The sequence below is a fragment of the Pseudomonas sp. 1912-s genome, from assembly GCF_029269205.1.
In the GTDB taxonomy this organism is placed as follows: Bacteria; Pseudomonadota; Gammaproteobacteria; order Pseudomonadales; family Pseudomonadaceae; genus Aquipseudomonas.
The window spans coordinates 138,495-155,485 of the sequence record NZ_JARIXR010000006.1; the positions used below are offsets into that span (position 1 = coordinate 138,495).

Annotated in this window: 20 protein-coding genes and 1 tRNA gene; 7 read left to right on the forward strand and 14 right to left on the reverse strand. The window is 60.6% G+C overall.

Annotated elements, in window-relative coordinates:
• Nucleotides 1-17: 17 nt before the first annotated feature.
• Nucleotides 18-698 (reverse strand): leucyl/phenylalanyl-tRNA--protein transferase, encoded by a 681-nt coding sequence (aat, locus tag P3C29_RS09840; protein ID WP_275964415.1) that lies wholly within the window; start codon nt 696-698, stop codon nt 18-20.
• 487 nt (nt 699-1,185) lie between these two features.
• Between aat and P3C29_RS09845 the strand changes: the two genes are divergently transcribed.
• Genes P3C29_RS09845 through cysG form a run of 6 tightly spaced genes read left to right on the forward strand, consistent with a single transcriptional unit; the run spans nt 1,186 to nt 8,691 of the window.
• Entirely contained in the window at nt 1,186-3,594 is a 2,409-nt protein-coding gene (locus P3C29_RS09845) for a DNA translocase FtsK (protein ID WP_169389026.1), read from the forward strand.
• A 57-nt stretch (nt 3,595-3,651) separates the two neighbouring features.
• Nucleotides 3,652-4,275: an outer membrane lipoprotein chaperone LolA gene (gene lolA, locus P3C29_RS09850; protein ID WP_275964416.1), complete on the forward strand. Its 624-nt coding sequence runs from the start codon at nt 3,652-3,654 to the stop codon at nt 4,273-4,275.
• A 27-nt stretch (nt 4,276-4,302) separates the two neighbouring features.
• Nucleotides 4,303-5,625 carry a replication-associated recombination protein A gene (locus P3C29_RS09855; RefSeq protein ID WP_275964417.1) on the forward strand — a complete coding sequence of 441 codons (1,323 nt, stop codon included), beginning with the start codon at nt 4,303-4,305 and terminating at the stop codon, nt 5,623-5,625.
• Nucleotides 5,625-5,999 (forward strand): fluoride efflux transporter CrcB, encoded by a 375-nt coding sequence (crcB, locus tag P3C29_RS09860; RefSeq protein ID WP_275964418.1) that lies wholly within the window; start codon nt 5,625-5,627, stop codon nt 5,997-5,999. Before P3C29_RS09855 ends, crcB begins: the two co-directional genes overlap by 1 nt.
• 16 nt (nt 6,000-6,015) lie before the next feature.
• A complete protein-coding gene (serS, locus tag P3C29_RS09865; RefSeq protein ID WP_010172477.1) occupies nt 6,016-7,296 on the forward strand; it encodes a serine--tRNA ligase in 1,281 nt (426 codons plus the stop codon).
• Nucleotides 7,297-8,691: a siroheme synthase CysG gene (cysG, locus tag P3C29_RS09870; RefSeq protein ID WP_275964419.1), complete on the forward strand. Its 1,395-nt coding sequence runs from the start codon at nt 7,297-7,299 to the stop codon at nt 8,689-8,691.
• A gap of 110 nt (nt 8,692-8,801) precedes the next feature.
• On the opposite strand, the gene P3C29_RS09875 is transcribed toward cysG, so the two are convergent.
• From P3C29_RS09875 to P3C29_RS09905, 7 genes are all read right to left on the reverse strand, one after another.
• Nucleotides 8,802-9,797 (reverse strand): glutathione S-transferase family protein, encoded by a 996-nt coding sequence (locus P3C29_RS09875; RefSeq protein WP_275964420.1) that lies wholly within the window; start codon nt 9,795-9,797, stop codon nt 8,802-8,804.
• An 88-nt stretch (nt 9,798-9,885) separates the two neighbouring features.
• The gene (locus P3C29_RS09880) at nt 9,886-10,887 is read right to left on the reverse strand and encodes a glycosyl transferase family protein (protein ID WP_010172471.1); all 1,002 of its coding nucleotides are present in this window, start codon (nt 10,885-10,887) and stop codon (nt 9,886-9,888) included.
• A complete protein-coding gene (locus tag P3C29_RS09885; RefSeq protein ID WP_275964421.1) occupies nt 10,884-11,219 on the reverse strand; it encodes a TusE/DsrC/DsvC family sulfur relay protein in 336 nt (111 codons plus the stop codon). The genes P3C29_RS09880 and P3C29_RS09885 overlap by 4 nt, the downstream gene beginning before the upstream one ends.
• Nucleotides 11,216-11,509 (reverse strand): sulfurtransferase complex subunit TusB, encoded by a 294-nt coding sequence (gene tusB / locus P3C29_RS09890; protein ID WP_010172468.1) that lies wholly within the window; start codon nt 11,507-11,509, stop codon nt 11,216-11,218. Before tusB ends, P3C29_RS09885 begins: the two co-directional genes overlap by 4 nt.
• Entirely contained in the window at nt 11,509-11,859 is a 351-nt protein-coding gene (gene tusC, locus P3C29_RS09895; RefSeq protein WP_275964422.1) for a sulfurtransferase complex subunit TusC, read from the reverse strand. The genes tusB and tusC overlap by 1 nt, the downstream gene beginning before the upstream one ends.
• A 1-nt stretch (nt 11,860) precedes the next feature.
• Nucleotides 11,861-12,253, reverse strand: coding sequence for a sulfurtransferase complex subunit TusD (gene tusD / locus P3C29_RS09900; protein ID WP_201124699.1), 393 nt, complete (start codon nt 12,251-12,253; stop codon nt 11,861-11,863).
• An 89-nt stretch (nt 12,254-12,342) separates the two neighbouring features.
• Entirely contained in the window at nt 12,343-13,014 is a 672-nt protein-coding gene (locus P3C29_RS09905) for a Bax inhibitor-1/YccA family protein (protein WP_003219636.1), read from the reverse strand.
• Nucleotides 13,015-13,166: 152 nt separating this feature from the next.
• Between P3C29_RS09905 and P3C29_RS09910 the strand changes: the two genes are divergently transcribed.
• Nucleotides 13,167-13,257 (forward strand) — tRNA-Ser (locus tag P3C29_RS09910).
• A gap of 116 nt (nt 13,258-13,373) precedes the next feature.
• On the opposite strand, the gene P3C29_RS09915 is transcribed toward P3C29_RS09910, so the two are convergent.
• From P3C29_RS09915 to P3C29_RS09940, 6 genes are all read right to left on the reverse strand, one after another.
• Complete coding sequence (locus P3C29_RS09915) at nt 13,374-14,423, reverse strand: tyrosine-type recombinase/integrase (RefSeq protein ID WP_275964423.1); 1,050 nt, start codon at nt 14,421-14,423, stop codon at nt 13,374-13,376.
• A gap of 1 nt (nt 14,424) precedes the next feature.
• Nucleotides 14,425-14,667, reverse strand: coding sequence for a DUF4224 domain-containing protein (locus P3C29_RS09920; RefSeq protein ID WP_275964424.1), 243 nt, complete (start codon nt 14,665-14,667; stop codon nt 14,425-14,427).
• 787 nt (nt 14,668-15,454) lie between these two features.
• Nucleotides 15,455-15,775: a hypothetical protein gene (locus P3C29_RS09925; protein ID WP_275964425.1), complete on the reverse strand. Its 321-nt coding sequence runs from the start codon at nt 15,773-15,775 to the stop codon at nt 15,455-15,457.
• 58 nt (nt 15,776-15,833) lie between these two features.
• Nucleotides 15,834-16,064 carry a hypothetical protein gene (locus P3C29_RS09930; RefSeq protein WP_275964426.1) on the reverse strand — a complete coding sequence of 77 codons (231 nt, stop codon included), beginning with the start codon at nt 16,062-16,064 and terminating at the stop codon, nt 15,834-15,836.
• Entirely contained in the window at nt 16,061-16,384 is a 324-nt protein-coding gene (locus tag P3C29_RS09935; protein ID WP_275964427.1) for a hypothetical protein, read from the reverse strand. Before P3C29_RS09935 ends, P3C29_RS09930 begins: the two co-directional genes overlap by 4 nt.
• Before the next feature lie 46 nt (nt 16,385-16,430).
• Complete coding sequence (locus P3C29_RS09940) at nt 16,431-16,928, reverse strand: HNH endonuclease (protein WP_275964428.1); 498 nt, start codon at nt 16,926-16,928, stop codon at nt 16,431-16,433.
• Between the last annotated feature and the right edge of the window lie 63 nt (nt 16,929-16,991).

Here is a 16,991-nt window from a genome sequence, read left to right on the forward strand (position 1 = left end):
AGGTGCGGGGAAGTCGCCTAGGAAACCCACGGAGCAGAGCTGGTTTGGTCCAAATGGTCGCGCAGGTAACCGGCAAAGGCGCTGCGGGGAATGGCGCGGGCGCCGAGGCTGTGCAGGTGGTCGGTGGGCATCTGGCAGTCGATCAGCACAAAGCCCCATGCCTGCAATTGCCTGACCAGGGTGGCGAAGCCGAATTTCGAGGCGTTGTCGGCGCGGCTGAACATCGATTCGCCAAAAAACAACTGGCCCATCGCCAGGCCGTACAGTCCGCCCACCAGTTCGCCCTCGTCCCAGACCTCCACCGAGTGCGCATAACCGCGCTGGTGCAGTTGCAGGTAGGCGCTCTGCATGGCTTCGGTGATCCAGGTGCCTTCGGCATAACTGCGAGGCGCCGCACAGGCCTGGATGACGGTGGCGAAGTCCTGGTCGAAGGTCACGGTGTAGCGCTGCTGGCGCAACAGCTTGCCGAGGCTGCGGGAAACATGCAGTTCGTCGGGGAACAGCACGGTGCGCGGGTCGGGCGACCACCAGAGAATAGGCTGGCCTTCCGAGAACCAGGGAAAGCAGCCATGGCGATAGGCCTGGATCAAGCGGTCTGCCGAAAGGTCGCCACCGGCGGCGAGCAGGCCATTGGGTTCGCGCATGGCCTTGGCCAGCGGTGGGAATGTCAGGGTGTTGCGTTGTAACCAGGTCAGCATGGCATCCAGGCTTACGGAAGGGGAGGGCGGAAACGGCGATGTTGCCCGTTGCAAGAGCTGTGATTATTGTCGACGAAACGCTCTGGGGCTACCCCGAACATGGGATCGGGCCAGATAAGCATGAAGGGGTGTTTCTGCAACTCTATGCCGGGGCCGTGGTCGTAATCGCGTACGCCGGTCGGCAAGCTAGCCTGGATTGGCAAAAACAGCTCATAAGCCTTTGTCAGTAAAGACAATGCATGCTCAAATTGAACGTTATGAAACCGAACATTGGCTATGCTGTGTAACGTGGGGCCAAGTGCGTGGCATCGCGCACACAAACCCGTACAATGCGGCCATTCAGGCGTTATCGCCGTTTCATGAATCAGTTGCAGAGTGTTAAAAGTAGCTTCATCGGCACTCGTTCATTTTTTACCTGCCCGGATTGGGCAGTGTTTTGCAGTCATTCAATAGATGGACGCGCTAAAGGCGCAGGAAAAGACCCGTTTTGAAGAAATCCGCCGCAACACCTAAAGCCGCAGTCGTGCCCGCCTGGCGCCAGCACCTGCACTACCGACTCAAGGAAGGTGCACTGATCGCCATCGGCGCCCTGTGCCTGTTCCTGATGATGGCCTTGCTCACCTATGGCAAGGACGATCCGGGCTGGAGCCACAACAGCAAGATCGAAGACGTGCAGAACTTCGGCGGCCCGGCCGGCTCCTACAGCGCCGATATCCTGTTCATGGTGCTGGGTTACTTCGCGTATATCTTCCCGTTGCTGCTGGCCATCAAGACCTGGCAGATCTTCCGCCAGCGCCATGAGCCGTGGCAGTGGAGCGGCTGGCTGTTCTCCTGGCGCCTGATCGGCCTGGTGTTCCTGGTGCTGTCGGGCGCGGCGCTGGCCCATATCCATTTCCACGCACCGACCGGTTTGCCGGCCGGTGCCGGCGGCGCATTGGGCGAAAGCCTGGGCGACTTGGCCCGCCGGACCCTGAACATCCAGGGCAGCACCCTGATGTTCATTGCGCTGTTCCTGTTCGGCCTCACCGTGTTTACCGACCTGTCCTGGTTCAAGGTCATGGACGTGACCGGCAAGATCACCCTCGACCTGCTCGAACTGTTCCAGGGCGCGGCCAATCGCTGGTGGTCGGCCCGGGTGGATCGCAAACGCATGGTTGCCCAACTGCGTGAGGTGGATACCCGTGTCAACGAAGTCGTGGCCCCGAGCACGCCGGACCGGCGTGAACAGGCCAAGGTCAAGGAACGCCTGATCGAACGCGAACAGGCCCTGACCAAGCACATGTCGGACCGCGAGAAGCAGGTGCCGCCGGTGATCGCCCCGGCGCCGACCAAGGTGCCCGAGCCGAGCCACCGCGTGCAGAAAGAGAAGCAGGCACCCTTGTTTGTCGACAGTGCCGTGGAAGGCACCTTGCCGCCGATCTCGATTCTTGATCCTGCGGAAAAGAAACAGCTCAACTACTCCCCTGAGTCCCTGGCGGCCGTCGGCCATCTGCTGGAAATCAAACTCAAGGAATTCGGCGTCGAAGTCTCGGTGGATTCGATCCACCCGGGCCCGGTGATTACCCGTTACGAAATCCAGCCGGCTGCAGGCGTGAAGGTCAGCCGTATTTCCAACCTGGCCAAGGATTTGGCGCGTTCGCTGGCCGTGACCAGCGTGCGGGTGGTGGAAGTGATTCCGGGCAAGACCACCGTCGGTATCGAGATTCCCAACGAAGACCGGCAGATCGTGCGTTTCTCCGAAGTGCTGTCGACCCCGGAATACGACAACTTCAAATCGCCGGTCACCCTGGCCCTGGGCCATGACATTGGCGGCAAGCCGGTGATCACCGACCTGGCGAAAATGCCCCACTTGCTGGTGGCCGGTACCACCGGTTCCGGTAAGTCGGTGGGTGTGAACGCGATGATCCTGTCGATCCTGTTCAAGTCTGGCCCGGATGACGCCAAGCTGATCATGATCGACCCGAAAATGCTTGAGCTGTCGATCTACGAAGGCATTCCGCACCTGTTGTGCCCGGTGGTGACCGACATGAAGGACGCCGCCAACGCCCTGCGCTGGAGCGTCGCCGAGATGGAGCGGCGCTACAAGCTGATGGCGAAGATGGGCGTGCGTAACCTGTCGGGCTTCAACGCCAAGGTCAAGGAAGCCCAGGACGCCGGCACACCTCTGACCGACCCGCTGTACAAGCGCGAAAGCATTCACGACGAAGCGCCGCTGTTGACCAAGCTGCCGACCATAGTCGTGGTGGTGGACGAATTTGCCGACATGATGATGATCGTCGGCAAGAAGGTCGAAGAGCTGATCGCCCGTATCGCCCAGAAAGCACGGGCTGCCGGTATTCACCTGATCCTCGCTACCCAGCGTCCGTCGGTGGACGTCATTACCGGTCTGATCAAGGCCAACATCCCGACCCGCATGGCGTTCCAGGTGTCGAGCAAGATCGACTCCCGGACCATCATCGATCAGGGCGGCGCCGAACAGCTGCTGGGCCACGGTGACATGCTCTACATGCCGCCGGGCACCAGCCTGCCGATCCGTGTTCACGGCGCCTTCGTCTCCGACGATGAAGTGCACCGTGTGGTGGAAGCCTGGAAACTGCGTGGCGCCCCGGAATACAACGACGACATCCTCGCGGGCGTCGAAGAGGCCGGCAGCGGCTTTGACGGTGGCAGCGGCGGTGGCGACGATGATGCCGAGACCGATGCGCTCTACGACGAAGCGGTGCAGTTCGTCCTTGAGAGCCGCCGCGCCTCGATCTCCGCTGTACAGCGCAAGCTGAAGATTGGCTACAACCGCGCAGCCCGCATGATTGAAGCCATGGAAATGGCTGGCGTGGTCACCTCGATGAACACCAACGGCTCGCGCGAAGTCATAGCGCCAGCGCAGATGCGTGACTGATTACGTGCCGCGTGGCAACACGCGGCACGCCTTGCAAACGAATCTATGAGGACTCCCATGCGTCTTATCCGCATGCTGTTGTTGCCGGCACTGGCCCTGACTGCTGCTTCGGCTCACGCTGATCCGGCTTCCGTTGCGAGCCTGACCAACCTGCTGGACAAATCCAAGACCCTGACCGCGCGCTTCTCCCAGTTGACCCTGGACGGTGGCGGCACCCAGTTGCAGGAAACTGCCGGCGAAATGGCCGTGCAGCGTCCAGGGCTGTTCTACTGGAAGACCGACGCGCCTAACGACCAGACCATCGTGTCCGACGGCCAGAAAGTCACCCTGTGGGACCCGGACCTTGAACAGGCCACCATCAAGAAGCTGGACCCGCGCCTGAGCCAGACTCCAGCGTTGCTGCTGTCGGGCGATGTGTCGCAGATCAGCCAGAGCTTTGACATCACCTCCAAGCAGGCCAGCAACGTCATCGACTTCACGCTGAAGCCGAAATCCAAGGACACGCTGTTCGACAGCCTGCGCCTGTCGTTCCGCAACGGCGTGATCAACGACATGCAGTTGGTTGACAGTGTCGGCCAGCGCACCAATATCCTGTTCACCGGGGTCAAGGCCAACGAGCCGGTGGCCGCGTCCAAGTTCAAGTTCGACATCCCGAAGGGTGCCGACGTGATCCAGGAATAAACTGCCTAGAGGTTTCAAACGCTGCCCATGGACCTGTTTCGAAGTGACCCGATTGCTCAGCCTCTGGCGGCGCGCCTGCGCTCGACCAACCTGGACGAGTACTTCGGGCAGGAACACCTGCTCGCTCGCGGCAAGCCTTTGCGCGAAGCCCTGGAGCAGGGTGCGCTGCACTCGATGATTTTCTGGGGGCCGCCGGGGGTGGGTAAAACCACCCTGGCGCGGCTCCTGGCGAAAGTCTCGGATGCGCACTTCGAAACGGTTTCGGCGGTGCTGGCAGGGGTCAAGGAAATTCGCCAGGCGGTGGAAGTCGCCAAGCAGCAGGCTGGGCAATACGGCAAGCGCACCATCCTGTTTGTCGACGAAGTGCATCGCTTCAACAAGTCGCAACAGGATGCATTTTTGCCGTACGTCGAAGACGGCACGCTGATCTTTATTGGCGCCACCACCGAAAATCCGTCCTTTGAACTGAACAACGCCTTGCTGTCCCGGGCGCGTGTCTATGTGCTCAAAAGCCTCGATGAAGCAGCGATGCAAAAGCTGTTGCAGCGCGCGCTGAGCGAAGACAAGGGCTTGGGCAAGCGGCAGCTGAGTGTCAGCGAGGAAGGCTTCAAGATTCTGCTGACCGCTGCTGATGGCGATGGTCGACGCTTCCTCAACCTGCTGGAGAACGCTTCCGACCTGGCCGAGGACGGCAGCGAAATCGGCGTCGACCTTCTGCAAAGCCTGCTGGGCGACACCCGCCGGCGTTTCGACAAGGGCGGCGAGGCGTTCTACGACCAGATTTCCGCGTTGCACAAGTCGGTGCGCGGCTCCAATCCCGACGGCGCACTGTATTGGTTTGCACGGATGATCGACGGTGGTTGCGACCCGTTGTACCTCGCCCGGCGTGTGGTGCGCATGGCCAGCGAAGACATCGGCAACGCCGACCCGCGCGCCCTGAGCCTGTGCCTGGCCGCCTGGGAAGTGCAGGAACGCCTGGGCAGCCCGGAAGGTGAGCTGGCGGTGGCCCAGGCCATCACGTACCTCGCCTGCGCGCCGAAAAGCAACGCGGTGTACATGGGCTTCAAGTCCGCCCTGCGTGCCGCCGCCGAGCATGGTTCCCTGGAAGTGCCGCTGCACCTGCGCAACGCGCCGACCAAGCTGATGAAGCAGCTCGGCTACGGCGATGAATACCGTTATGCCCACGATGAGCCGGACGCCTACGCGGCTGGCGAAGATTACTTCCCGGATGACCTTGAGCCGCAGCCGTTCTACCAGCCGGTGCCCCGTGGCCTGGAGCTGAAGATCGGCGAAAAGCTCAATCACCTCGCCCAACTTGACCGGCTCAGTCCGAAACAGCGGAGAAAGTAGTGCTTAGAACGATTCTTGCCGTGTCCGTGGCCGGCATCGCTGGTACATTATTGCGTTTCGCCACCAGCACGTGGGTCAGCGCCAACTGGCCGCGGCATTTTTATGCGGCGACCCTGGCGGTCAACCTGGTGGGCTGTTTGATCATCGGCTTGTTGTACGGGTGGTTTCTGATTCGCCCGGAAGTGCCGATCGAGATTCGTGCCGGCTTGATTGTCGGCTTTGTAGGCGGTCTGACGACCTTTTCATCCTTTTCACTGGACACGCTACGCCTGCTGGAAAGCGGGCAGGCACCGGTCGCCTTCGGGTACCTGGCCATCAGCGTGTTCGGCGGGCTGCTCGCCACCTGGGCTGGCCTGTCCTTGACCAAACTTTGATAAACGAGAGACCGACATGCTCGATTCCAAACTGTTACGTAGCAACCTTCAGGACGTAGCGGACCGCCTGGCATCCCGTGGCTTCAGCCTGGATGTTGCGCGCATCGAAGCGCTGGAAGAACAGCGCAAGACCGTCCAGACCCGCACCGAAGCACTGCAGGCTGAGCGTAATGCGCGTTCCAAATCCATCGGTCAGGCCAAGCAGCGCGGCGAAGACATCGCGCCGTTGATGGCGGATGTCGAGCGTATGGCTGGCGAGTTGGCTTCCGGCAAAGTCGAGCTGGACGCGATCCAGACCGAGCTGGATTCGATCCTGTTGGGCATCCCGAACCTGCCGCACGAATCCGTGCCGATCGGCGAAGACGAAGACGGCAACGTCGAGGTCCGTCGCTGGGGCACACCAAAGGCGTTCGATTTCGAGATCAAGGACCACGTCGCCCTGGGCGAATTGACCGGTGGCCTGGATTTTGAAACGGCCGCCAAAATGTCCGGCGCACGCTTTGCCTTGCTGCGCGGCCCGATCGCGCGCATGCACCGTGCCCTGGCGCAGTTCATGATCAACCTGCACACCGGCGAACATGGCTACGAAGAGGCCTACACCCCGTACCTGGTTCAGGCGCCGGCGTTGATGGGCACCAGCCAGTTGCCGAAGTTCGAGGAAGACCTGTTCAAGATCAGCCGCGATGGCGAAGCCGATCTGTACCTGATCCCGACCGCCGAAGTGTCGCTGACCAACATCGTGGCCGGGGAAATTCTCGACGCCAAGCAACTGCCGATCAAGTTTGTTGCCCACTCGCCCTGCTTCCGCAGTGAAGCCGGTGCCTCGGGCCGCGACACCCGCGGCATGATCCGCCAGCACCAGTTCGACAAGGTCGAGATGGTACAGGTGGTCGAGCCGTCGACCTCCATGGAAGCACTGGAAGGCCTGACCGCCAACGCCGAACGCGTCCTGCAACTGCTGGAGCTGCCGTACCGCGTTCTCGCGCTGTGCACCGGCGACATGGGTTTCAGCGCCGTGAAAACCTACGACTTGGAGGTGTGGGTGCCGAGCCAGGACAAATACCGCGAGATTTCGTCGTGCTCCAACTGCGGTGATTTCCAGGCCCGTCGCATGCAGGCGCGTTTCCGCAACCCGGAAACCGGCAAGCCTGAGCTGGTGCACACCCTCAACGGTTCGGGCCTGGCGGTAGGCCGTACCCTGGTGGCCGTGCTGGAAAACTACCAGCAGGCCGACGGTTCGATTCGCGTACCTGAGGTGCTCAAGCCGTACATGGCGGGCGTTGAGGTCATCGGCTAAATGGAATTTCTGCCGCTGTTTCATAACCTGCGCGGCAGTCGTGTGTTGGTCGTCGGTGGCGGGGAGATTGCCTTGCGCAAATCCCGGCTGCTGGCCGACGCCGGCGCGTTGTTGCGGGTGGTTGCTCCCCAGATTGAAGACCAGTTGCGTGAACTGGTGCAGGGCAGTGGCGGTGAACTGATTTTGCGCGGTTATCAGGAGGCTGACCTTGATGGCTGCACCCTGATCATCGCCGCGACCGACGACGAGCCGCTGAACGCGCAAGTGTCCAGCGATGCCCGGCGTCGTTGCGTACCGGTGAATGTGGTGGACGCGCCGGCGCTGTGCAGCGTGATCTTCCCGGCGATTGTCGACCGTTCACCATTGGTGATCGCCGTGTCCAGCGGTGGCGATGCGCCGGTGCTGGCCCGCTTGATTCGCGCCAAGCTGGAAACCTGGATTCCATCGACTTACGGCCAATTGGCCGGGTTGGCGGCGCGGTTTCGTAGCCAGGTCAAAGGCTTGTTTCCGGATGTGCAGCAACGTCGCGCGTTCTGGGAAGACGTGTTCCAGGGCCCTATCGCTGATCGGCAACTGGCCGGGCAGGGCGATGAAGCCGAGCGACTGCTGGTAGAGAAAATCAATGGCGCGCCGCCGCATGCGCCGGGCGAAGTCTACCTGGTGGGCGCTGGCCCGGGTGATCCCGACCTGCTGACCTTTCGCGCCTTGCGCTTGATGCAACAGGCCGATGTGGTGCTATACGACCGTTTGGTGGCGCCGGCGATTCTTGAGCTGTGCCGTCGCGATGCCGAGCGGATATATGTCGGCAAGCGTCGTGCCGACCACGCGGTGCCGCAAGACCAGATCAACCAGCAACTGGTTGACCTGGCCAAGCAGGGCAAGCGCGTGCTGCGTCTGAAAGGTGGCGATCCGTTTATCTTTGGTCGTGGTGGTGAAGAGATCGAAGAGCTGGCGGCCCATGGCATCCCGTTCCAGGTGGTGCCGGGCATTACTGCGGCCAGTGGTTGTGCCGCGTATGCCGGTATTCCGCTGACTCATCGCGACTATGCGCAATCGGTTCGCTTCATTACGGGGCACTTGAAGGACGGGACTTCGGACCTGCCGTGGAGTGATCTGGTAGGACCTTCGCAGACCCTGGTGTTCTACATGGGGTTGATTGGGTTGCCGATCATCTGCGAACAGCTGATCCAGCATGGCCGTTCGGCGGATACGCCGGCGGCGTTGATCCAGCAGGGCACAACGTCCAACCAGCGAGTGTTTACCGGCACCCTGGCTGACCTGCCGCGCATGGTGGCGGAGCATGAGGTTCATGCGCCGACCCTGGTGATTGTGGGAGAAGTGGTGCAGTTGCGTGAGAAGCTGAAGTGGTTTGAAGGCGCTCAGTCCGAGGTCTGACACCAATCCTGTGGCGAGGGAGCTTGCTCCCGCTGGACTGCGCAGCAGTCCGCTCTTTTGGGGTCGCTTCGCAACCCAACGGGAGCAAGCTCCCTCGCCACAGGGTGTTTTCAGCTCAAGATGCCTTTCCCGCTCAACCTCGCCCGATCATGTTCCGCCTCAAACCTCTGCAACGGCCCCTTCGGCACAATCCCCGTCGGATTAATCGTGCGGTGACTGGCGTAGTAGTGCCCCTTGATGTGGGCAAAATCCACCGTCTCGGCGATCCCCGGCCATTGATACAGTTCCCGTAGCCAATTCGACAGGTTCGGATAATCCGCAATCCGCCGCAGGTTGCATTTGAAGTGGCTGTAGTACACCGCATCAAACCGGATCGCCGTGGTGAAAAGCCTTACATCGGCTTCGGTCAGGTATTCCCCCGCCAGGTAACGATGCTCTCCCAGATGCTGTTCAAGGTGATCCAGCTCGGCAAACACATCATCAAACGCCGCTTCATACGCCTTTTGTGACGTGGCGAAACCTGCGCGGTACACGCCGTTGTTCACGGCGGGATAAATCCGCTCGTTCAGTGCGTCGATGGTTGAGCGCAGGGCCTCGGGATAGAAATCCAGCTGATTGCCCGTCAGTTCATTAAACGCACTGTTGAACATGCGAATAATCTCCGCCGATTCATTGCTGACAATCCGTTTGAGCTTCTTGTCCCACAACACCGGCACCGTCACGCGCCCGGTGTAGCTGGCGGTGTCAGCCGTGTAGCGCTGGTGCATGTAGGTGAAGTCGTCGAGCTTGTCGCCGCTGGAGCCATGGGTCTTGTCGAAGGTCCAGCCGTTTTCCAGCATCAGCCAACTGACCACGGACACATCGATCAGGCTTTCCAGGCCTTTGAGCTTGCGCAGGATCAGTGTGCGGTGTGCCCAGGGGCAGGCGAGGGAAACGTACAGGTGATAGCGGCCGGCTTCGGCTTTGAAGCCGCCTTCACCGGTTGGGCCGGGCTCGCCATCGGCGGTTACCCAGTTGCGGCGTTGCGCCTGTTCCCGTTGGAAGGCGCCGTCTGCGCTACTTTCGTACCACTGGTCATGCCAGCGTCCTTCGATCAGCAAACCCATGACTGACTCCTTGGCTAATAAGCGTTGGAGTGCAGTCTAAAGGTCTGGGTTCGAACAAAAAGCGCAAAGGCTGGGGGTTAATGATCGACTAAATCGATCTGTCCCGGGCGTCCCAGTACTGCTGGGCCAGTTCGAACGCCTGCTCCCGCGGGTGTCCAAGGCCACGCAAGGCCAACGCCATAGTGGCGATCAGTGCCAGTTGCGGGTAGCTGTCCTGCACGTCGCCGCGCCACAGCGCCTTCAGGTGCTCGGGCTCCAGGGCGGCAGGCTTGACGTGGCGCTGGGCGGAGAGGGCAGGCCACTCCTCATCCCAGCTTTCGCCGCCGGTGGTGCCGTACAGGTGGCTGATGGTGTCCGGGTTGATCTCGATCTCGCCGCCATCGCCCTTGACCACAATGGTGTTGTCGCCGAGCAGGCCGCTGGCATCGCGATGCACGCCCTGGTAGCCCGGATGGAAGATGCTTTGCAGGCCGCAGCGGGCGCTCAACGGGTTGAGGATGCGCGCCAGTGAGTGGATCGGCGAACGCAGGCCCAGGGTGTTACGCAGGTCGATCATGCGCTGCAGTTGCGGCGCCCAATCTCCCAGGGGGATAAACGCCAGGTTGCCCTGTTCAAGGGCTGCCTCGACCTGTTGCCAATTGCGGCACAGCGGAATCTGCAAGCCTTCCAGCAACTGCTCGGTATAGAGCCGGCCCGCGGTATGCGCGCCGCCGCCGTGCATCAGGATGCGCACGCCGTTCTGCGCGAGGCACTTGGCTGCCAGCAGGTACCACGGCAGGTGGCGTTTCTTACCGGCGTAGGTAGGCCAGTCGACGTCCACGTTGAGCGACGGCGCATTCAAGCGCTCGCGCACGGCTTCGGTGAAACCCGCCAGCTCTTCCGGGCTTTCTTCCTTGTGCCGCAACAGCATCAGGAAGGCGCCGAGCTGGGTATCTTCGACCTTCTCATCCAGCAGCATGCCCATCGCCTCACGAGCTTCCTCACGAGTGAGGTTGCGGGCGCCGCGCTTGCCTTTGCCGAGGATCCGCACGAACGGCGCAAAGGGGTGTTCGGCGGGTGTTTCAGTGATCAACGGGGCAAAATCAGTCATAAGCAATTCGTCGGCCTGGGCAGGCCCGCCAGCTTAGCGGCGAGTTTGGCGGGAGTGCCTTTGAACAGTCGGTTGAGGTGCAGGCTGTTGCCCTTTTCCGGGCCCAGCTTCAGGGCGGTGTACTTGATCAGCGGACGGGTGGCCGGCGACAGCTGGAATTCGGTGTAGAAGCCCCGCAGTAGCTCGAGGATTTCCCAGTGTTCCGGGGTCAGCTCCAGCTCTTCGGCGGTGGCGAGGGCGTTGGCCACGTCGCTTGACCAGTCGCTCAGGTCGGCGAGGTAGCCGTCCTTGTCCAGTTCCAGGGTGCGTTCGCCTACGGTCAGGGTGTTCATAGCCAGGTGTTGACCTTGTCGTAATCGATCGACAGCTGGACGAAGGCCGGGTAATCGACGCTGGCGGCCCAGTCAGGTACCGCAAGATTACGCGCCTGGCTGTCTTCGGCCAGCACAAACACCTTCAGGCCCTTGGCTTGCAGGGCCTGGCAGGGGGCGCTGGCGGGTTGCAGGGCATAGGCGCCGTCGCCGCACAGCAGGATTGCGTCCCGGGTGCCACAGAGGCGCAGGCAGCTGTCCAGCCGGCTATCGGTAAAAGGAGAGTGGGACACCACATGCAAAGTCGACATCAGAGGGTAATCACCTGGTCGTAACGGTCAATCATCTGTGAGATCTGTTCGCTGCTCAGCGGCTGTGCGCTACCGGAGGAGGTCAGGCCGCGTGCCGAGAGGCTATGGCTGCAGGCAAACACATCCTCAACCCCGAACAACTCCAGGGCCTGGAGGTTGGCACTGAGGTCTTTCTGTTGCACGGCCTTGGCGTCCTGGCTCGCGGCCAGTTGAAACACGCCGTCATCCAGAAACAACAGGCCAATCGGCAAATCAAACGCGCCGCCGGCCAGCACGATATCCAGCGCTTCGCGGGCGCTGGGGCCGGACCACGGTGCCTGTCGGCTGATCACCAGCAAGGATTTCGACATGTCACGGGCCTCCGAAGCAGATCAAGCGGTCAGCGGCCTGGGTGGCATCATGCAGTTGCCCAAGCCCGGACAGCGCCCAGGGCGCCTCCAGGTTCACCGCGCTGCGTTGATAGCGGGTGGCCTCTTCGGCATTCAATACCCCACGGCGCAGGGCCGCAGCAATGCACACCACGCCATCGAGCTGATGCTCGCTGACAAACTCGCGCCACTGGCGGGCGATGTCCTGCTCGTCCTGCGGCGCAACAATGTTATTGGACGCGCTGTAGACGCCATCCTGATAGAAAAACAGCCGCACAATCTCATGCCCGCCCGCCAGCGCTGCCTGGGCGAACAGCAAGGCACGGCGCGAGGAGGGCGCATGGGGGGCTTCGAAAAGCGCAATCGCAAACTTCATGGAACACTCTGAAGGCAAAACCTGTGGCAATGATAAAGCCGCAGGCAACAAAAAGCCCGCCGAAGCGGGCTTTTTGCATGTGGCTGCGATCAGTCGTCGCGGCCCATGATGCCGAAGATCTGCAACAGGCTGATAAACAGGTTGTAGATCGATACATACAGGCTGATGGTAGCCATGATGTAGTTACGCTCGCCACCCTGGATGATCGCGCTGGTCTGGAACAGGATGCAGGCCGAGGAGAACAGCACGAAACCGGCGCTGATCGCCAGTTGCAGGCCGCTGATCTGGAAGAACATGCCTGCCAGTACGGCGGCCAGCAACACGAAGAAACCGGCGGTGATGAAGCCACCCAGGAAGCTCATGTCCTTGCGGGAGATCAGCACGTAAGCCGACAGGCCGCCAAATACCAGGGCGGTCATGGCAAATGCCGAGCTGACCACTTCCGCGCCGCCGGCCATGCCGAGGTAACGGTTAAGGATCGGGCCGAGGATAAAACCCATGAAACCGGTCAAGGCAAACGCCGACACCAGGCCCCAGGCCGAGTCGCGCAGCTTGTTGGTCAGGAAGAAAAGACCGTAGAAGCCGATCAGCACCACAAAGATGTTCGGGTAGCCGACGCGCATCTGCTGGGCGACGAAGGCCATCACGCCGCTGAACGCGAGGGTGAGAGCGAGCAAGCCGTACGTATTGCGCAGGACGCGGCTAACCTCTAGCTGCTCAGCCTGCGCGTTTCCATTCACTGCGTAATTCTGTTCGCGCATGGCGACACTCCTTCAGTTTTGAAACATTCAGTCGCAAGGATCATAACAGACGCTCTGTAACAAGCTATGGCGAGAGTTTGACAGTGTGTTTCATTCGGGTATTATGGCGCCCGCTGAGACAGGATGGGCTACGCTAATCCTGTGTTGCACAAGGGAAATTGGCAGAGTGGTTGAATGCACCGGTCTTGAAAACCGGCGAACGTTAATAGCGTTCCCAGGGTTCGAATCCCTGGTTTCCCGCCAAATTAAACGATAAGGCCTCGATTAGTCGGGGCTTTTTCGTATCTGGGGTTTGAGAAGGTTTCTTTCGCTTTTGGCAGGAGTTCCGAAACTTTCGGGTAGGAGTTCCGAAACTTTGCCTATTTGGACGGTTTCGCAGTGGCGCCAATCCTCCTGTAAACCCGCTTTGTGATCTCCTGTTTGCTGTGTCCCAGCAGCAGGCTGGCATCCCCGATATCGATGATTTCCGACGCGGCCTTCGGCCGGATGTCGCGGAACTGAAACCCTCCAATCTTGGCCGCGAGCAGCGGGTCGCCTTGTTCGATGGCGTTCTGCTGGGCTTTTTCCCGCGCCTTGTCCCAGCGCAGGCGCAGCATCCCCTTCGTCATCCGCTTTCCATGCCTGTTGATCAACAAGTACTTGGACGGATGCCCGACATTCCTTTCACCGATCTCCCTGACCAATCTCCCCAGGCTGTTTTCCCCTGCATCGGTACGCATCAGGATTCGCAGCTTCTGCCCGGTCTTGCCCTGTGTCACCAGGAAGTAGTCACCCTCGGTATCGTCGCTGCGCATGATCAACACGTCAGCTGGCCGCTGCCCGGTCAAATAGCCCAGGTCCATGGCTTCCTTGAGTTCTTGTTCGGCAACCGCGTAGACGGCATCCCAGACAGCCGCATTGGCGTAGTAGTCGCGCGGCGCCTCCTTGTTCTTCCTGATGCCTTGGCATGGGTTCTCCCGTTCCGTGAGCCCCCATTCCCTGGCCATGTTGAAAACGTGGGACAGGAGCGCGATCTCGCGGTTGGCACGAACCTTCGCTGAGCGGGCATCACGGTACCCGGCAATATTGAACGGCGTAATTGAATCGATGGGCGCCTCATCAAACGTAGGGCGAAGCTGTTTCAGCTCGGCCATGTTGTCCTTTTGGGTGCGCTCTCCCTTTTTCGGGATAACGTCGCGCACATACCGGTCGAAGATTCCCTTCATCACTGTCAGGTCGGCCGGTTTGTCTTTGGTCTCGAGTTCTGCCCATTTCAAGCGCGCTTTGCTCAGGTCCGTGCCCAGCGGGATCTCTTTGCCTGCAGAGTCCCGGTAGTAGTATCCGATCCAGACCTTGCCATTTTTCCTTGGGCGCTTACGGCGCACCATTCCTGGCGGCAAGTCCCTGTTTTCCGTGTTCCGGGGGCGCATATCAGTTCACTCTGGAGAAGTCGGGCGTCCAAGCCGGACGGGCCGGCGGCGGGTTTGGATCTGCGATTGCGGCATTGACCATGCCGAGCTTCATGCGGGCGAACATCCGGCCCACCAGCGGCCGGCCGCCGCGGCTCTCGACGAATACCCAGTTTCGGTCTTTGAGCCATTTCCGCTGATCAGCTCGACGCTTGTAGCCGGTAAGGTCGGCGAGTTCCTCGTCCGACAATATCTCTGCTTGCATACCTACCTCCCGCGGCCCGCATTGGGCCGCGCTTTCTTGACGATGTTTATGTGGTGTCCTCGTAGCGAGGGGCGGCTGATGTCAGCGCACCCCGCTGCGGCGGCCATAGGGGGATGGAGTAATGGCCGTTCGCCCGGATTTCTGAACCTTGGCGATGGGTGTAAAACAGGTGTTCAATTCGTTGCGACTGTGGGAGGACGCGTGTCACACAACCTCGATGTGCCGATCGCTCATGAGTACCGAGGTCACACGGTATTCCTGAAGTTCGTCTGGAAAAGGCCGAACGACCCGGTGCCTGCATCCGCGACAATCATCGAACCCGTGGACATACACGGAATGGGTGAAGTCGCAGCTGAGCTGGCAGGGCCGTGGGCCGATTACCCCGCCGCCCTGGACGAAGCAATGTCAGCGGCTGAACGCTGGGTAGACAGTCAACTCAAATAGCACTCATATGGGTGGATCTTTCTATGTGTGTGGTTGTCATCTGAATAGGCGGGTACAACACACGGCATTTCCGTTGAGGCCCCTCAAAGGTCCAACACATGTGCGGAATTGACGATTTCAGGCTTAGGTCTCATCAACTACTTATTGAGCTTGATGCCTCGACCACCAAAATGATGATGCTGGTTTCTTCAAGAGAAGTTCGCGGCGTCAATTGGGAAGCGGCAACGTTGCGTCATCGTCAAGCTTTTGAAGCGTGGGAGTCCTTCCTGAACTCGCCTGATTCAGCGTTAGATAGGCCCCTGGCACCGCCTCAGATAGCTGAAGGCGTGTAGGGGGATTGGGGTTAAACGAGTTCGGCGGGGACGCTGCAGGTCTTGCCGATGGCTTCCGTCAGTACGGCCCGGCACACCGCGATAGCCCGGGTCTCTCCGTGCGCGCGCTGGAACGGATCGCGGTTTGTATCGGCCACCCAGTTGACGTGGTGCCCGGGCTCGACCCAGACGGCGTACTTGGCGATCAAGCGCTCGCACTGAGTGTCGTCCACCGGTGGCGCACAGAAGGCCAGTTGCAGTTGGCCGGCCGCCGATGACGGGGAACCTTCGATTGACTCTACGGCCCAGCCAAGTGCGGGGCCGGCCAGATCTTCGGTTCTAACGCTGACCATATGGCTCATGGCCTCGGCCCCTTGTATATGAAGACGTAGGCGAACCAGAGGGTGGCGATCATGGCGTCACCCCGTCAGGTTTGTATTTGGTCAGACGCCACTTGGTGTTGTTGCTCTGGCTGTGATCCGACTCGACCAGGCCATCGCGCTTCATCAACTCCAGTTCGCGGCGGACCTGCTTGGTGGTGAACGGCTCGATGTGGAAGCGGAACCACCAGGTGCAGAACCAGTTATCCCGGGAGCCGCCCACGCCGCTCATGTATGTGGTGATGCGCTGGCGTAGGGTCATGGCGTCACCCGCTTGCGCACCCAAACGCACATGGGGCCGTCGTCGGTATCGTGAATCGAGAAGATGAACCAGCCTTCGCCAGGAGGATTGGAGGGGTTCCAGGCTGCACAGTCGGCGATACCTTCAGCAAGCCAAGACGCCTGGACTTCTTCTGACGCGTCGTATTCGAATTCCAGTTCGCGCACTTCCAGGCCGCGCGAGTCAAACCAGGTGTATGGGATCAACTCGTCATCAGTGGATGGCCAGGCCGGGTGGGTCCAGTAGCCATGTTCGTCACGCTCAACTGGCAGCGGCTGGATCAAAACAGTTTCTTCAGGCATGACTTATGCTCCAGCGCATTAAGCGCCATGGATTTGTAGGGGGGGATTAAGCTGCAGTGGCGGTCAGTCTTTCGCGCAATGCCTTGGCGTCTGCTGCTGCGGCGTCAATGTCTTTGTGGTAACCGCCGTAGTGGACCTTGTTGTTCGATCTAACCTGGACGAACCATCTTTGCTTCCTACCGTCCCAGTAGACGCTGCGAATACCACTTGCGCCCCGGCCTGGGCCTTCGCGAGATGAGGCAAGGCGATAAGCCTGGTTCTCCGTGTAAGTTGCGAGGCGTAGGTTCTGCCAGCGGTTGTCGTCACGCACAGCGTTTATGTGGTCGACATGCATGTCCGCTGGCGGATGGCTGCCGGTCATATACAGCCAGGCCAGCCGATGGGCTTGATGCTTGATCCCGTCTATCGAGATCTTGATGTAGCCGTCTTTGTCGAGCTGACCAACCTTTGGCCGGCGCCGGCCGAGGTGAGTGAATGTCCCGGCCTCTGGGTCATAGACCACCTTTTCCAGAAGACGAGCATGGGTGAGCATTCGCGTTTTCATGAGCGAGCGCATCCTTGCCGCTATAGCGGCTGACTTTGAAGGGGGAGGGGTAGGAGGCTAATT

Coding starts and splice junctions, on each gene's coding strand:
- aat (WP_275964415.1), bottom strand. CDS start 698: ATGCTGACCTGGTTACAACGCAACACCCTGACATTCCCACCGCTGGCC.
- lolA (WP_275964416.1), top strand. CDS start 3,652: ATGCGTCTTATCCGCATGCTGTTGTTGCCGGCACTGGCCCTGACTGCT.
- P3C29_RS09855 (WP_275964417.1), top strand. CDS start 4,303: ATGGACCTGTTTCGAAGTGACCCGATTGCTCAGCCTCTGGCGGCGCGC.
- serS (WP_010172477.1), top strand. CDS start 6,016: ATGCTCGATTCCAAACTGTTACGTAGCAACCTTCAGGACGTAGCGGAC.
- cysG (WP_275964419.1), top strand. CDS start 7,297: ATGGAATTTCTGCCGCTGTTTCATAACCTGCGCGGCAGTCGTGTGTTG.
- P3C29_RS09875 (WP_275964420.1), bottom strand. CDS start 9,797: ATGGGTTTGCTGATCGAAGGACGCTGGCATGACCAGTGGTACGAAAGT.
- P3C29_RS09880 (WP_010172471.1), bottom strand. CDS start 10,887: ATGACTGATTTTGCCCCGTTGATCACTGAAACACCCGCCGAACACCCC.
- P3C29_RS09885 (WP_275964421.1), bottom strand. CDS start 11,219: ATGAACACCCTGACCGTAGGCGAACGCACCCTGGAACTGGACAAGGAC.
- tusB (WP_010172468.1), bottom strand. CDS start 11,509: ATGTCGACTTTGCATGTGGTGTCCCACTCTCCTTTTACCGATAGCCGG.
- tusC (WP_275964422.1), bottom strand. CDS start 11,859: ATGTCGAAATCCTTGCTGGTGATCAGCCGACAGGCACCGTGGTCCGGC.
- tusD (WP_201124699.1), bottom strand. CDS start 12,253: ATGAAGTTTGCGATTGCGCTTTTCGAAGCCCCCCATGCGCCCTCCTCG.
- P3C29_RS09905 (WP_003219636.1), bottom strand. CDS start 13,014: ATGCGCGAACAGAATTACGCAGTGAATGGAAACGCGCAGGCTGAGCAG.
- P3C29_RS09915 (WP_275964423.1), bottom strand. CDS start 14,423: ATGCGCCCCCGGAACACGGAAAACAGGGACTTGCCGCCAGGAATGGTG.
- P3C29_RS09920 (WP_275964424.1), bottom strand. CDS start 14,667: ATGCAAGCAGAGATATTGTCGGACGAGGAACTCGCCGACCTTACCGGC.
- P3C29_RS09925 (WP_275964425.1), bottom strand. CDS start 15,775: ATGGTCAGCGTTAGAACCGAAGATCTGGCCGGCCCCGCACTTGGCTGG.
- P3C29_RS09930 (WP_275964426.1), bottom strand. CDS start 16,064: ATGACCCTACGCCAGCGCATCACCACATACATGAGCGGCGTGGGCGGC.
- P3C29_RS09935 (WP_275964427.1), bottom strand. CDS start 16,384: ATGCCTGAAGAAACTGTTTTGATCCAGCCGCTGCCAGTTGAGCGTGAC.
- P3C29_RS09940 (WP_275964428.1), bottom strand. CDS start 16,928: ATGAAAACGCGAATGCTCACCCATGCTCGTCTTCTGGAAAAGGTGGTC.